This is a genomic window from Thiobacter subterraneus (assembly GCF_055379455.1).
Genome location: NZ_AP042402.1, coordinates 560,932 through 574,641 on the forward strand (window position 1 = coordinate 560,932; position 13,710 = coordinate 574,641).

14 protein-coding genes are annotated in these 13,710 nt (G+C 68.1%); 1 reads left to right on the plus strand and 13 read right to left on the minus strand.

Annotated features, from left to right (window positions below; translation table 11 throughout):
- Positions 1–40: 40 nt before the first annotated feature.
- Positions 41–817 (plus strand): glutaminyl-peptide cyclotransferase, encoded by a 777-nt coding sequence (locus ACZ42P_RS02945; protein ID WP_464898614.1) that lies wholly within the window; start codon positions 41–43, stop codon positions 815–817.
- Between the two features lie 38 nt (positions 818–855).
- Here ACZ42P_RS02945 and htpG read toward each other — a convergent pair whose 3' ends face one another.
- The 13 genes from htpG to ACZ42P_RS03010 all read right to left on the minus strand — a co-directional run bounded on the left by htpG (position 856) and on the right by ACZ42P_RS03010 (position 13,709).
- Entirely contained in the window at positions 856–2,736 is a 1,881-nt protein-coding gene (htpG, locus tag ACZ42P_RS02950) for a molecular chaperone HtpG (protein WP_464898615.1), read from the minus strand.
- A gap of 144 nt (positions 2,737–2,880) precedes the next feature.
- Complete coding sequence (locus ACZ42P_RS02955; protein ID WP_464898616.1) at positions 2,881–3,567, minus strand: hypothetical protein; 687 nt, start codon at positions 3,565–3,567, stop codon at positions 2,881–2,883.
- Complete coding sequence (locus ACZ42P_RS02960) at positions 3,564–4,736, minus strand: O-succinylhomoserine sulfhydrylase (protein WP_464898617.1); 1,173 nt, start codon at positions 4,734–4,736, stop codon at positions 3,564–3,566. The genes ACZ42P_RS02955 and ACZ42P_RS02960 overlap by 4 nt, the downstream gene beginning before the upstream one ends.
- A gap of 33 nt (positions 4,737–4,769) precedes the next feature.
- The gene (gene purF, locus ACZ42P_RS02965) at positions 4,770–6,287 is read right to left on the minus strand and encodes an amidophosphoribosyltransferase (protein WP_464898618.1); all 1,518 of its coding nucleotides are present in this window, start codon (positions 6,285–6,287) and stop codon (positions 4,770–4,772) included.
- Between the two features lie 8 nt (positions 6,288–6,295).
- The gene (locus ACZ42P_RS02970) at positions 6,296–6,787 is read right to left on the minus strand and encodes a CvpA family protein (protein WP_464898619.1); all 492 of its coding nucleotides are present in this window, start codon (positions 6,785–6,787) and stop codon (positions 6,296–6,298) included.
- A gap of 49 nt (positions 6,788–6,836) precedes the next feature.
- Positions 6,837–7,472 carry an SPOR domain-containing protein gene (locus ACZ42P_RS02975; protein WP_464898620.1) on the minus strand — a complete coding sequence of 212 codons (636 nt, stop codon included), beginning with the start codon at positions 7,470–7,472 and terminating at the stop codon, positions 6,837–6,839.
- Between the two features lie 15 nt (positions 7,473–7,487).
- Positions 7,488–8,786: a bifunctional tetrahydrofolate synthase/dihydrofolate synthase gene (gene folC, locus ACZ42P_RS02980; protein ID WP_464898621.1), complete on the minus strand. Its 1,299-nt coding sequence runs from the start codon at positions 8,784–8,786 to the stop codon at positions 7,488–7,490.
- 6 nt (positions 8,787–8,792) lie between these two features.
- Positions 8,793–9,659: an acetyl-CoA carboxylase, carboxyltransferase subunit beta gene (accD, locus tag ACZ42P_RS02985; protein WP_464898622.1), complete on the minus strand. Its 867-nt coding sequence runs from the start codon at positions 9,657–9,659 to the stop codon at positions 8,793–8,795.
- Positions 9,660–9,674: 15 nt separating this feature from the next.
- Positions 9,675–10,490: a tryptophan synthase subunit alpha gene (gene trpA / locus ACZ42P_RS02990; RefSeq protein ID WP_464898623.1), complete on the minus strand. Its 816-nt coding sequence runs from the start codon at positions 10,488–10,490 to the stop codon at positions 9,675–9,677.
- A gap of 16 nt (positions 10,491–10,506) precedes the next feature.
- A complete protein-coding gene (gene trpB, locus ACZ42P_RS02995; protein ID WP_464899355.1) occupies positions 10,507–11,700 on the minus strand; it encodes a tryptophan synthase subunit beta in 1,194 nt (397 codons plus the stop codon).
- Positions 11,693–12,370 (minus strand): phosphoribosylanthranilate isomerase, encoded by a 678-nt coding sequence (locus ACZ42P_RS03000; RefSeq protein ID WP_464898624.1) that lies wholly within the window; start codon positions 12,368–12,370, stop codon positions 11,693–11,695. The genes trpB and ACZ42P_RS03000 overlap by 8 nt, the downstream gene beginning before the upstream one ends.
- The gene (gene truA / locus ACZ42P_RS03005; RefSeq protein ID WP_464898625.1) at positions 12,301–13,107 is read right to left on the minus strand and encodes a tRNA pseudouridine(38-40) synthase TruA; all 807 of its coding nucleotides are present in this window, start codon (positions 13,105–13,107) and stop codon (positions 12,301–12,303) included. Before truA ends, ACZ42P_RS03000 begins: the two co-directional genes overlap by 70 nt.
- On the minus strand, positions 13,104–13,709 hold the full coding sequence (locus tag ACZ42P_RS03010) for a hypothetical protein (protein ID WP_464898626.1): 606 nt from the start codon (positions 13,707–13,709) through the stop codon (positions 13,104–13,106). Before ACZ42P_RS03010 ends, truA begins: the two co-directional genes overlap by 4 nt.
- Position 13,710: the final 1 nt, after the last annotated feature.

Genomic DNA, 13,710 nt, shown 5'->3' on the forward strand with positions numbered 1-13,710 from the left:
CCGCCTTGACCGTGCCCTGTCCCTGGGCAATGCTTCGCCCATGGCCGGCCTGCCCCCATTCCTCCTGCTCCTGGCATGGTTTGTCGCCATCTCCCTTCCGGTTCTGGCCACGGAGCGAGCCGCGCCCGTCCTGCGCCCGGTGGTGCTCGAGCGCCTGCCCCACGATCCGCAGGCCTTCACCCAGGGGCTGGTGTGGCATGCCGGCACCCTCTACGAAAGCACCGGCGGCTATGGGACATCGAGCCTGCGCCAACTCGACGCGCACAGTGGCCGGGTGATGGCCATGCGCCGGCTGGCACCGACCCTGTTCGGCGAAGGCCTGGCCCGGGTAGGACGGCAGCTGTTTCAGCTCACCTGGCAGGAAAACCGGCTGCTGGTCTACGACATCGCCGACCTCACCCCGACCCGCACCCTGCCCTATCCCTACGAGGGCTGGGGCGCCACCTGGGATGGCCGGTATCTCATCGTGAGCGATGGCAGCGCCAGCCTGCGCTTCCTCGATCCCCACACCCTCGCCCTGCGCCGCACGCTGCTGGTGCGCGACGGCGCCACACCCGTCACCCGCCTGAACGAGCTGGAGTGGGTGAACGGCGAGATCCTCGCCAACGTGTATGGCGAGCCCCGCATCGCCTGCATCGACCCCGCCACCGGGCAGGTGCGTGCCTGGCTAGACCTTTCACCGCTCATCCCTCCCGGCACGCTGGCCGACCCCGAGGCCGTGGCCAACGGCATCGCCTACGATCCCCGCCGGCAGGCCCTCTATGTCACGGGCAAACGCTGGCCGGTGCTGTTCCGGCTCGCCTGGCCCGGCCCGTAAAAAAGCCCGGCGGCTGCCGGGCGGATGACGGTTTTGCCTCACCGTGCCGCGAGGGTGAGCATGAGATCGTTGAGCCTGCGCACGAAGCCTGCCGGGTCCTGAAGCTGCCCGCCTTCCGCCAGCTGCGCCTGGTCGAACAGGATGCGGCTCCAGTCGGCGAAGCGCTGGGCATCCGTTTCCTCGCGCAGGCGCGCCACGATGGGATGGTGCACGTTGATCTCCAGCGTGGGCTTCACCCCCGGCACGTTCTGGCCCGCGGCCTTGAGCAGGCGCTCCAGGTTCATACTCATCTCGTGCTCGCCGGTGACCAGGCAGGCGGCGGATTCGGTCAGGCGCTGCGATACCCGCACGTCCTTCACGGCATCGCCCAGTGCCTCCCGGATGCGCGCAACGAGATCCTTGAACTGCTCCGCTTCCTCCTCGTGGCTCTTCTTCTCGGCCTCGTCCGCCAGCTTGCCCAGATCCAGCTCGCCCTTGGCCACGGACACCAAAGGCTTGCCCTCGAATTCGTGGAGATAGGAGAGCATCCATTCGTCCACCCGGTCCGACAGCAGCAGCACCTCGACCCCCTTCTTGCGGAACACTTCCAGATGGGGGCTGCTCTTGGCCGCGGCGTAGCTGTCGGCCGTGACGTAGTAGATCTTCTCCTGCCCTTCCTTCATGCGCGCCACGTAGTCGGCGAGGGACACGTCCTGGGCATCGCCCTCGGAGACGGTGCTGGTGAAACGCAGCAGGCGCGCCAGGCGCTCGCGGTTGGCAAAGTCCTCGCCCAGGCCCTCCTTGAGCACCCGGCCGAATTCCTTCCAGAAGCGGGCGTACTTCTCCTTCTGGTTTTCCGCCAGATCTTCCAGCAGGTCCAGCACCTTGCGCGTAGCGCCGGCACGGATGGCGTCGATGTCCCGCGAGTGCTGCAGGATCTCCCGGGACACGTTGAGGGGCAGGTCATTGGAATCGATCACGCCGCGCACGAAGCGCAGGTAGTGCGGCATGAGCTTCTCCATGTCCTCCATGATGAACACGCGCCGCACGTAGAGCTTGATGCCGTGGCGCTGCTGCCGGTCCCACAGATCGAACGGGGCATGCTGGGGAATGTAGAGCAGCAGGGTATATTCCTGCTTGCCTTCCACCTTGCTGTGCACGTAGGCCAGCGGCGGCTCGAAGGCATGGGCCACGTGCTTGTAGAACTCCTCATACTGTTCCGGCGTGATCTCGCTCTTGGGCCGGGCCCACAGGGCGCTGGCCTGATTGACCCGTTCCTCTTCCTCACTGCCTTCTTTCTTCATGAGGATGGGCAGGGCGATGTGGTCCGAATATTTGTGGATGATGGAGCGGATGCGCCAGGGCTCGAGGAATTCGTCCTCGCCCTCGCGCAGATGCAGGATCACGTCAGTCCCGTGGCTGGCCTTCTCCAGGTTCTCCAGGGTGTATTCCCCTTCGCCGGTGGATTCCCACTTCACGCCGTGCTCGGGCGTGAGACCGGCGCGGCGGGTGATGAGCGTCACCCTGTCGGCCACGATGAAGGAGGAATAGAAGCCCACCCCGAACTGGCCGATCAGGTGTGCGTCCTTGGCCTGGTCGCCCGTGAGTTTCTCGAGGAATTCCCGCGTGCCCGAGCGGGCGATGGTGCCGATGTTCTCGATCACCTCGGCGCGGGACATGCCGATGCCGTTGTCGGAGATGGTGATGGTGCGGGCCGCCTTGTCCACCGAGACACGGATCCTGAGATCGGTGTCGCCTTCGTAGAGGGCGGGGTCTGACAGGGCCTCGAAGCGCAGCTTGTCACAGGCATCGGAGGCGTTGGAAACGAGTTCCCGCAGGAAGATTTCCTTGTTGCTGTACAGCGAATGGATGACCAGGCGCAGGAGTTGTTTGACTTCCGCCTGGAAACCCAGGGTCTCTCGGGTGGCATCCACGGTCATGGTTCTCTCCCTCGTCTTGGCAAAAACGCGGGAGAGATGGGGATGGACCGCGCCAGCTTCAAGTCCCCGTCACTTGAGCCGCACCGGGGCCGGCGGGGCCCGCCGGCGCGGGGAGAAGCCCACGCCGGCACGAGCCCGTGTGCCTCAACGTGCCGGCTGTGCCACGCCCTGCAGGTCTTTGAGGCGCACTGTCCGGTACTGGCTGGGCAGGGCGAACAGCAGGCGCCGCTCCGGCAGGCCGGTCTGATAACCCAGCAGACGGCGCACCGAACCATCGGCGTCCGCCTCGTACAGGGGCAGGCCGTTTTTGAGCCAGGCCCCGTGATCGAACACGAAGCGCGCCAGATCGCAGGGATGGCGCAGCTCCGGCGGGGTGGCCAGATAGGTGGCGCTTTGGCTCGCGGTCATCAGGGCATTGAACTCGCCCAGGGCCTGGGCCACTTCCGGCAGGAAGGTGGGAGAGGCGGTGATGCGGCTGCAGTGCTGGCCGTTGACCCGGATGTCGAAGGTGCGCCGCCCCCTTTCGTCCGACAGCATGTCCTCCTTCACCTCCCACTCAGCGGGCCGTGGGATGTCCACGCTGCCCGGCTCGATGAGGAGAATGGTGCGCTGGTCGTGGGTGACGTTGTAGGCCAGCCGCTTCTGACGGTCGAACAGCACGAAATCATCGCGGTCCTGGCCGTAGTCCATACGCAGGTAGCGCTCGGTGACCAGATAGCGGGTGACGTAGCCGCCGCCGTCCCGCGGCTGATCCATGAAGCTCACCTCCACCATGCCCTCGGCGCGCACGGCGCAACTCGCCAGCGCCAGAAGGGATATCAGCCATTTCATGCGCCCAGCCCCCGCGCCAGGTCGGCCTGGATGTCCTCCACCGCTTCCAGCCCCACGGCGATGCGGATGAGCCCGTCGCTGATGCCCGCCGCCGCACGCTGCTCAGGCGTCAGCCGCCCATGGGTGGTGGTGGCGGGGTGGGTGATGGTGGTCTTGGTGTCGCCCAGGTTGGCCGTGATGGACAGCAGCCGGGTGGCGTCGATCACCCGCCAGGCCGCCTCCCGCCCCCCCTTCACCTCGAAGGAGACGATGCCGCCGCCGGTCTTCTGCTGGCGCATGGCCAGCGCGTGCTGGGGATGGGACGGCAGCCCGGGATAGAGCACGCGCGCCACCTGGGGCTGCTCCTCCAGCCAGCGCGCCAGGGCCAGGGCATTGGCGGAATGGGCCTCCATGCGCAGGCGCAGGGTTTCCAGGCCCTTGAGGATCACCCAGGCGTTGAAGGCGGACAGCGTGGGCCCGGCCGTGCGCAGAAAAGTGTACACCCCTTCCAGCAGCGCCTTGCTGCCCAACACCGCGCCGCCCAGCACGCGGCCCTGTCCGTCCAGATACTTGGTCGCGGAGTGAATCACGATGTCGGCCCCCAGTTCCAGGGGACGCTGCAGAACGGGCGTGCAGAAGCAGTTGTCCACCGCCAGCCAGGCCCCGTGTCGGTGGGCGATGTCGGCCAGCGCGGCGATGTCGCACACCTCGGTGAGGGGATTGGAAGGCGTCTCGGCGAACAACAGTCTGGTGTTGGGCCTGACCGCCGCTTGCCACTCGCCCACGTCGGTGGGCGAGACGAAGCTGGTCTCCACGCCGAAGCGCTTCAGGATGTTGCCGAACAGCTGCACCGTGGCGCCGAAAATGGCGCGCGAGGCGACGATGTGATCGCCCGCCGAAAGCAGCCCCATGACGCAAGCCAGGATGGCCGACATGCCGGAGGCGGTGGCCACACAGGCTTCCGCCCCTTCCAGCGCGGCGAGACGCTCCTGAAACATGGTCACCGTGGGGTTGGTGAAGCGCGCGTAGATGTTGCCCGGTTCTTCGCCGCTGAAGCGCTTCGCCGCCTGCTCGGCGGAATCGAACACAAAGCTGGAAGTGAGGAAGAGGGCCTCGGCGTGCTCGTGGAACTGGCTGCGCTGGATGCCAGCGCGCACCGCCAGCGTGTCCAGCCGGTATGCTTCGCTCATGGTCTGCTCCTTGTCGGAATGCACGGCGTGAGATCAGGCCGTGCGCAGGTTGAGATCGAGCTGGCGGGTGCCCGCCCCGTCCGGATCCGGGGCCGCTCCGCTGCGGCTGGCCTCCAGGCGCGCCAGGTATTCCTCCGTCACGTCCCCCGTGATGTAGTCCCCGTCGAAGCAGGAGGTATCGAACCGGGGAATGGCCGGATTCCCCTCGCGCACCGCCGCCACCAGAGCATCCAGATCCTGATAGATCAGCGCGTCGGCGCCGATTTCCCGCCGGATTTCCTCGTCCGTGCGCCCGGTCGCCAGCAATTCCGCGCGGGTCGGCATGTCGATGCCATAGACGTTGGGAAAGCGCACCGGCGGCGCGGCCGACGCGAAATAGACCTTGCGCGCCCCCACCTCGCGCGCCATCTGGACGATCTGGCGGCTGGTGGTGCCGCGCACGATGGAATCGTCCACCAGCAGGACGTTCTTGCCCTTGAACTCCACCGCCATGGCGTTGAGTTTCTGGCGCACCGATTTCTTGCGCACCGCCTGGCCGGGCATGATGAAGGTGCGGCCGATGTAGCGGTTCTTGATGAACCCTTCCCGGTAGAGGATGCCCAGCTCGTTGGCAAGCTGCAGGGCACTGGGGCGGCTGGTGTCCGGGATGGGGATGACCACGTCGATGTCCAGATGGGAAAACTCGCGCCGGATCTTGTCCGCGAGACGCTCGCCCATGCGCAGCCGGCTGCCATAGACGGAGATGCCGTTCATCACGGAATCCGGGCGGGCGAAATAGACGTATTCGAAGATGCAGGGGCTCAGGAGGGGCCGCTCCGCGCACTGCTGGCTGTAGAAATTGCCCTCTTCGTCCACGAAGATGGCCTCCCCCGGCTCCACGTCCCGCAGCAGGGTGAACCCCAGGGCATCCAGGGCCACGCTCTCGGACGCCACCATGTATTCCGGCCCCTGCTCCGTTTCCAGCCGGCCCACCACCAGGGGCCGAATGCCATAGGGGTCGCGGAAGGCCAGCATGCCGTAGCCGGCGATCATGGCCACCACGGCGTAGGCGCCCCGGCAGCGCCGGTGCACCCCCGCCACCGCCTGGAAGATGTTGGCCACGTCCAGCCGGTGATGGGTGGTGCTCTCCTGCAATTCGTGGGCAAGGACGTTGAGCAGCACCTCCGAATCGGAGTTGGTGTTGACGTGGCGCAGATCCTGCCGGAACAGCTCCTGGCGCAGGGCGTCGGTGTTGGTGAGATTGCCGTTGTGCCCCAGCACCACGCCGAAGGGTGAATTCACGTAGAACGGCTGGGCCTCGGCGGACGAGGAAGCACTGCCCGCGGTGGGATAGCGCACGTGGGCGATGCCCATGTTGCCCAGCAGATCGCGCATGTTGCGCGTGCGGAACACGTCGCGCGCGAGCCCGCTGCCCTTGTGCATGTGGAAGGTGCGTCCCTGGGAGGTGACGATGCCGGCTGCGTCCTGCCCCCGGTGCTGCAGAAGCTGCAACCCGTCATAGAGCAGCTGGTTGACGGGGGAATGGGAAACGACCCCGATGATTCCGCACATGGCTCATCCTACTCGTACTTGATCTCTCGGCCGATGGCTTCCGGCAGCCAGGGGCGCAGCAGGGCGACCAGCGCCTCCAGCGGCGCGCTGAAAGTCGCGTTGCGCCATTCCGGATGGCGCGGCAGGCTGGTCAGGCCGGCCACCACCATGAGCGCCAGCACGATCACCAGGCCCCGCGCGAAACCGAACAGCGCGCCCAGCAGGCGGTCCAGCGGCCCCACACCCAGCAGCCGGAGAAACTGCCCCACGGTGATGGACAGCAGGGTCATGGCCAGCAGCGCCGCGAAGAACACCAGCAGCCAGGCGGCGAGCATGCGCAGCTGCCCGGTGGGAATGGTCTCGGGCAGAAGGGGCGCCACTTCCGCTGCATACAGGCTCGCCATCCAGAAGGCCACCACCCAGGACAGAAGCGCCATCACTTCCCGCAGAAAGCCCCGCATCACGCTGAGCAGCACCGACACTCCGATGATCAGCAGGACGGCGTAATCGAACAGCGTCATGGGCGGGCCCGGCGCAGAGTCAGCAGACGCAGGCGATGCGCGTTGAGGCTCACCCCTTGCCCGCCGGCACCAGCTTGGAATCCAGCGGCTTGGCCTTGTGCTGGATCTTTTCCGCCGCCTCGCGCGTGTCATAGGGCCCGCTGCGCACCCGAATCTTGTCACCGGAAGAGGTCTTCACCACCTCGGTGAAGGTGGCGATGCCCTTGGCCTTGAGTTCGGCCTGCCGCTGCGCGGCATTCTTCGCCTCGGAAAACGCCCCGTACTGCACGTAATAGCGCTCGCCGCCTGCATCGGCTGGCGGCGTTGCCTGGACCGCAGCCTTGACCGCAGCCGCTTCGGTCTTGGGCGCGGCGGACGCAGGCTGGGCGGGGGCCGCCTGCTGGGGTGCCTGGACAGGTGCCGGCTGGGAGGGTGCCGCCTGGACGGAGACTGCACCGGTGCCCAGGGACGGGGCGGCTGCCTGCGGTGCAGGCGCCGGCAGGACCTTGGGCGCAAAGCCCGTGGCGTCCCGCGCCGGAATGTGGATGTCGATGGGTTGAGCGTCCTGGGGCGGCTGGTCGGCCGGCAGCAGCCAGGGCACCACGACCACCACCAGCAGCACCAGCACCACCGCCCCCACCAGGCGGCGGCGGGCACGCTTGCGGAACTGGATTTCCTCGTCGCTGAGCTGGGGAGCGTTGGCCATGGTGGAGGATCCTGGCTAGGCGGAGCGGGCGAGTTCCGCCAGCACCGCAGCGACCGTGTAAAACGATCCGAAAATCAAAATTCTATCATCTTGCGCCGCGGCCATACAGGCAGCCCTGTGGGCACTTGCCACATCCGCGAAGCCTGAGCATTCAGTTGCCGGCGCAAAGCGGCGCACCACCTCGGCCAGGGCCTCGGCACTCGCGCCCCGGGGTGGCGGCAGTCCCGCCACGAACCAGGCATCCACCTCGCCTGCCAGGGCCTGCACCACGCCTGCCATGTCCTTGTCCGCCAGCATGGCAACTACCGCCAGGGTGCGGCCCGGCACGGGCTGCTGGCGCAGATTGGCGGCCAGCATGCGCGCCCCCTGGGGATTGTGGGCGACATCGAGAATGCGCCGCGGACGGCCCGGCAGCACCTGGAACCGGCCAGCGAGACGCACACCGGAAAGCCCCGCCCGGATCGCCCGTTCATCCACGGCAAGGCGCGGCGCCAGGGCCCGCAGCGCCTCGATGGCCGCCGCCGCATTGGCGTACTGGTAGGCACCGGTCAGCGCCGGTGCGGGCAGCGCTCCGAGTTCGGCGTAGGTCCCGTCCGCGCGCCGCCAGAAGCGCCAGCCATCCCCACCCTGCTCCCAGCCGAAATCACGTCCCACGCGGCGCAAGCGGGCGCCAATGGCTTGGGCGTGGGCCAGCAGGCTGGCCGGTGGGTCCGGATCGGCGCAGATCGCCGGCCGCCCGGCCCGGTAGATGCCGGCCTTTTCCCGCCCGATGTGTTCCCGGTCCGGCCCCAGCCAGGCCATGTGATCGAGATCCACCGTGGTGACCACCGCCACGTCGGCATCGAACACATTGACTGCATCCAGGCGTCCCCCCATGCCCACCTCGAGCACCGCCACCTCCACGCCGGCCTCGAGGAAGCACCACACTGCGGCCAGGGTACCGAATTCGAAATAGGTGAGCGAAACCTCGCCGCGCGCCGCCTCCACTGCGGCAAAGGCGCGGCACAGCATGTCGTCCGTCACCGGCACGCCGTCGATGCGCACGCGCTCGTTGTAGGCCAGCAGGTGGGGCGAGGTGTAGCAGCCCACCCGGCGCCCCGCCGCCACCAGCATCGCTTCCAGGAAGGCGCAGGTGGACCCCTTGCCGTTGGTGCCGCCCACGGTGATGATGGGGAAGGAGGGGTCGAGGCGCAGGCGTGTGCGCACCGTGCGCACACGCTCGAGCCCCAGCTCGATGGCGGTGGGATGGAGCCGTTCCAGATAGGCGAGCCAGTCCGCGAGGGTGCGCGGCGGCAGGGGCGGCCGCCCGGACATGGCGGATCAGGCTGCGGCGGGCAGCCGCATGAGCAGCGTGATGAGATTGGCGAGGCGGTCGCGCATCTGGCGCCGGTCGACGATGAGGTCGATGGCCCCGTGTTCCAGCAGGAATTCCGCCCGCTGGAAGCCCGCCGGCAGGGTCTGGCGCACGGTCTGCTCGATCACGCGGGGACCGGCGAAGCCGATCAGCGCCCCCGGCTCGGCCACGATCACGTCGCCCAGCATGGCAAAGCTCGCGGACACGCCGCCCATGGTGGGATCGGTGAGCACCGATATGAAGGGCAGGCGTTCTTCGGCCAGCTGGGTGAGTGCGGCGGAGGTCTTGGCCATCTGCATCAGGGACAGCAGGCCCTCCTGCATGCGCGCGCCGCCGCTGGCGGCGAAGCTGATCAGGGGCAGGCGCTGCTCGCAGCACACCTGCACCGCCTCCACGAAGCGCTCACCCACCACCGAGCCCATGGAGCCGCCCATGAAGCGGAACTCGAAGGCCGCGGCCACTACCGGCACCGACTTGATGCTGCCCTGCATGACCACCAGGGCATCGGTCTCGCCGGTTTCCTGCTGGGCCTCCTTGAGCCGGTCCGTGTATTTCTTGCTGTCCTTGAACTTGAGGGTGTCCACCGGCAGGATCTGGGCGCCGATCTCGTAGCGTCCCTCCGGATCCAACAGCATGTCCAGGCGCTCCCGCGCGCCGACACGGTGGTGGAAATTGCACTTGGGGCAGACCTGCAGGTTCTTTTCCAGATCGGCCCGATAGAGCACCGCCTCGCAGGACGGACACTTGCTCCACAGGCCTTCCGGCACGGCCTTTTTGTTGCCCTCGACCTTGCGCTTGATCTTGGGTGGCAGCAGTTTCTGGAACCAGCTCATGGTCTCTCCTTTTCCTTACGCGCCGACCGCCGCCGGCGCATCCATGGCCTGGCGGATCGCCCGCACCAGGCCTTCCACACGCGCTTCCAGTTCCGCGCGCGGTGTCGCCTCCACGGCCTGCACGATGCGGCTGCCGATCACCACCGCATCGGCGAATTCCGCCACGGAACGCGCAGTGGCCCCATCGCGGATGCCGAAGCCGACCCCAATGGGCAGGTCGATCATGCGCCGCAGCGCGGTGAGCCTCTGCCTGACGTCTGCGAGATCGAGATGGCTGGCGCCGGTCACGCCCTTGAGCGACACGTAATACACGAAGCCCCGCGCCAGCCGCGCCACGGCCGCCACCCGCTCCTCGCGACTGGTGGGCGAAAGCAGGAAGATGGGGTCGATGCCGCGATCGGTGAGAAGCGCGGCGAACTCCGCGCATTCCTCCGGTGGATAGTCCACCGTGAGCACCGCGTCCACGCCGGCTTCCTGGGCGCGCCGGGCGAAGGTTTCATGGCCCATGGCCTCGATGGGATTGGCGTAGCCCATGAGCACCACGGGTGTGTGGCGGTCCGTGCGACGGAACGCCACCACCATCTCCAAGACGTCGGCAAGCCCCACGCCATGGGCCAGGGCCCGTTCGCTGGCACGCTGGATCACCGGGCCGTCCGCCATTGGGTCGGAAAAAGGCACCCCCAGCTCCAGGATGTCCGCGCCCGCCCGGACCAGGGCATGCATCAGGGGCACGGTGGCCGCGGGCTCGGGGTCGCCGGCGGTGATGAAGGGAATGAGCGCCTTGCGTTCCTGCCGGCGCAGTCGGGCGAAAGTCTCAGCAATACGGGACATGGAAGTTCGCTGCCGGTCAGAGGGTGATGCCGGACAGGGCCGCCACGGTGTTGAGGTCCTTGTCCCCCCGGCCGGAAAGATTCACCAGCAGCACCTGGTCACGGCTCAGGGTGGGGGCGAGTTTCGCCGCATAGGCGAGCGCGTGGCTCGATTCCAGGGCGGGGATGATGCCCTCGAAGCGGCACAGGTCATGGAAGGCGGCCAGGGCTTCCTGGTCGGTGACGGTGACGTATTCGGCGCGTCCGCTGTCCTTGAGCCAGGCGTGCTCGGGGCCCACGCCGGGATAGTCGAGGCCGGCGGAAATGGAATGGGTCTCCAGGATCTGGCCGTTGGCGTCCTGCATGAGATAGGTGCGATTGCCGTGCAGCACGCCCGGCCGCCCTGCGGCAAGGGGCGCGGCATGGCGGCCCGTTTCCAGACCCAGGCCGCCCGCCTCCACCCCGATCAGGCGCACGTTTTCCTCCGGGATGTAGCGATAAAAGATGCCCATGGCGTTGGAGCCGCCTCCCACGCAGGCGATGACGGCATCGGGCTGCCGGCCGATCAGCTCCTGCATCTGGGCATAAGCCTCGTGGCCGATCACTGACTGGAAATCGCGCACCATCATGGGATAGGGATGGGGGCCGGCCACGGTGCCGATGATGTAGAACGTGCTGTCCACATTGGTGACCCAGTCGCGCATGGCCTCGTTGAGGGCGTCCTTGAGGGTGCGTGAACCGGACTCCACGGGCACCACGGTGGCCCCCAGCATCTTCATGCGGAACACGTTGGGCGCCTGGCGCTTGACGTCCTCGGCCCCCATGTACACCACGCACTCCATGCCCAGGCGGGCCGCCACGGTGGCCGTGGCCACGCCGTGCTGGCCGGCCCCGGTTTCGGCGATCACCCGCCGCTTGCCCATGCGCCGGGCCAGCAGTGCCTGGCCGATGGTGTTGTTGATCTTGTGGGCGCCGGTGTGGTTGAGATCCTCGCGCTTGAGATAGATGCGCGCTCCGCCCAGATGTTCGCTCCAGCGCCGGGCGTAGTACACGGGACTGGCACGTCCCACGTAGTGCTTGAGGTCGTGGGTGAATTCCGCCTGGAAGTCGGGATCGAAGCGGTAGCGCTCGTAGGCTTCCTTGAGCTCCTGCAGCGCCTCCATCAGGGTCTCGGCGACGAAGATTCCCCCGTAGGGACCAAAATGGCCGCGCTCATCCGGCAGGTCATACATCTGCATTGCGCACTCCTTGCATGAACGCCGCGATCTTCGCCGCGTCCTTGATTCCCTTGGCGGCCTCCACGCCGCTGGAGACATCCACCGCCCACGGGCGCACGCGCCGGATGGCTTCGCCCACGTTGGCGGCATCGAGTCCGCCCGACAGCACGACGGGCAGGGGCAGCCCGGCGGGGATCAGCGACCAGTCGAAGCTGCGCCCGGTGCCACCCGGCACACCCTCCACGAAGGCATCCAGCAGGAGCCCCCGGCTGTCGGCGAAACGGGCCGCCCATTCTACCAGATCGACCCCCGGCCGGACCCGCACCGCCTTCAGGTAGGGACGCCCGAAGGCGCGGCAGTATTCCGGCGTCTCGTCGCCATGGAACTGCAAAAGATCCAGCGGCAGCGCCGCCAGCAGCGCGCGCACCGCCTCCGCCGGCGCGTTCACGAACAGCCCGACCGTGGTCACGAAGGGCGGCAGCACCGCGAGGATGGCGCGCGCCCGCTCCAGGTCCACGTGGCGCGGACTGGCTTCATAGAACACCAGACCGATGGCATCGGCCCCGGCCTGGCTTGCCGCGAGGGCATCCTCCGGGCGGGTGATGCCGCAGATCTTCACACGGGTCGGCACATCAGCGCTCCAGGGGTGAAGGTAAAAGCGTCCTCGGGCGCAGGCAGCCCCCATTCCGGGTCGTAGTCGGCACCCGTGAAATACAGGCCATCCGGGGCAAAGGTGGGGGCGGCCAGACGGCGGTCGCGCCCTGCCAGCACTTCGGCCAGCCAGCCGGGCGGATGCTTGCCGGCCCCCACATAGACCAAACAGCCCACCAGGTTGCGCACCATGTGATGGAGGAAGGCATTGGCGGCGAAGTCGAATACCACCACCTCCCCTTCCCGGCGGATGTCCAGGCGGGTCAGGGTGCGCACCGGTGAGCGGGCCTGGCATTCCGCGGCGCGGAAGGCGCTGAAATCGTGCTCGCCCAGCAGATGTCGCGCCGCCTCGGCCATGGCCGCCACGTCCAGGGGCGCGTGATACCACCCTACCCGGCCGGCGAGCAGGCCCGGCCGTGTCGGCCGGTTGAGCAGCAGGTAGCGGTAGCGCCGTCCCCGGGCGGAAAAGCGGGCATGAAAGCCCGGCCCCACGACACGCGCCCAGCGCACCGCCACGCTGGCGGGCAACAGGGCGTTGACGCCGCGCGCCCAGGCCGTATCGGGACGCCTGGCCTCAGTGTCGAAATGCACCACCTGGGCCACGGCATGCACGCCGGCATCGGTGCGCCCCGCCGCAATGAGCTGCACGGCATGGCCGGCGATGCCGGCCACGGCCCGCGCGAGGACATCCTGCACGGCGCAGCCCGCGGGCTGGGTCTGCCAGCCGCAGAACCGGCTGCCGTCATATTCCACGCCCAGGGCGATCCTCACGCCAGCAGCCCCGCCAGCACGAGGGTCGCTGCCGCCAGCGCCACGCCGTCACGCCAGCTGAAGGGCGCCAGTTCGATCACCACCCGGTCGGCCCCGCCTGCGGGCGGCGCCTCCCACAGGCCGGCAAGCCCCCCGCCCCGCAGGCGTGCCACCGGCGGTTCCTGCTCGAGCACCAGGGCCAGGCGCACCACGAAGGCCTGCACCGGCACGCCCACGCGCGCCAGGGGCATGAGCGCGGCGTACAGGCCGCTCATCAGCCCCGCGCGGCCCAGACGCGCCCACACCCAGGCCAGACTGGCCAGAATCAGGGCCAGGCGCGCGGCCTGGAGCAAGCCTTCCGCCAGCCCTGCCACGCTGGGGCTCCAGGGGAGCGCCTCGATCAAGGGTTGGCCCGGCGTGGCGGCGCCATAGACGAGCGCCAGCATCAACAGCAACACGCGGCTGCGCCGCACAAGCTTCAAAAAATGACCGCGCGCGGCAGGCTGGGCGAGTGCTGCGAGCAGCAGGCCCCCTCCGGCCAGGGCAAGACTTGCGCCACTCAAACGGGGCAGGGCGAGCACGAAGGCCATCCAGAGGCCCAGCACGGTAGCGGGATGGAGCATG

What these genes read in the sequence shown, in the direction of transcription:
- ACZ42P_RS02945 (WP_464898614.1), top strand. Translation starts at nt 41, where the DNA reads ATGGCCGGCCTGCCCCCATTCCTCCTGCTCCTGGCATGGTTTGTCGCC.
- htpG (WP_464898615.1), bottom strand. Translation starts at nt 2,736, where the DNA reads ATGACCGTGGATGCCACCCGAGAGACCCTGGGTTTCCAGGCGGAAGTC.
- ACZ42P_RS02955 (WP_464898616.1), bottom strand. Translation starts at nt 3,567, where the DNA reads ATGAAATGGCTGATATCCCTTCTGGCGCTGGCGAGTTGCGCCGTGCGC.
- ACZ42P_RS02960 (WP_464898617.1), bottom strand. Translation starts at nt 4,736, where the DNA reads ATGAGCGAAGCATACCGGCTGGACACGCTGGCGGTGCGCGCTGGCATC.
- purF (WP_464898618.1), bottom strand. Translation starts at nt 6,287, where the DNA reads ATGTGCGGAATCATCGGGGTCGTTTCCCATTCCCCCGTCAACCAGCTG.
- ACZ42P_RS02970 (WP_464898619.1), bottom strand. Translation starts at nt 6,787, where the DNA reads ATGACGCTGTTCGATTACGCCGTCCTGCTGATCATCGGAGTGTCGGTG.
- ACZ42P_RS02975 (WP_464898620.1), bottom strand. Translation starts at nt 7,472, where the DNA reads ATGGCCAACGCTCCCCAGCTCAGCGACGAGGAAATCCAGTTCCGCAAG.
- folC (WP_464898621.1), bottom strand. Translation starts at nt 8,786, where the DNA reads ATGTCCGGGCGGCCGCCCCTGCCGCCGCGCACCCTCGCGGACTGGCTC.
- accD (WP_464898622.1), bottom strand. Translation starts at nt 9,659, where the DNA reads ATGAGCTGGTTCCAGAAACTGCTGCCACCCAAGATCAAGCGCAAGGTC.
- trpA (WP_464898623.1), bottom strand. Translation starts at nt 10,490, where the DNA reads ATGTCCCGTATTGCTGAGACTTTCGCCCGACTGCGCCGGCAGGAACGC.
- trpB (WP_464899355.1), bottom strand. Translation starts at nt 11,700, where the DNA reads ATGTATGACCTGCCGGATGAGCGCGGCCATTTTGGTCCCTACGGGGGA.
- ACZ42P_RS03000 (WP_464898624.1), bottom strand. Translation starts at nt 12,370, where the DNA reads ATGGGGGCTGCCTGCGCCCGAGGACGCTTTTACCTTCACCCCTGGAGC.
- ACZ42P_RS03010 (WP_464898626.1), bottom strand. Translation starts at nt 13,709, where the DNA reads ATGCTCCATCCCGCTACCGTGCTGGGCCTCTGGATGGCCTTCGTGCTC.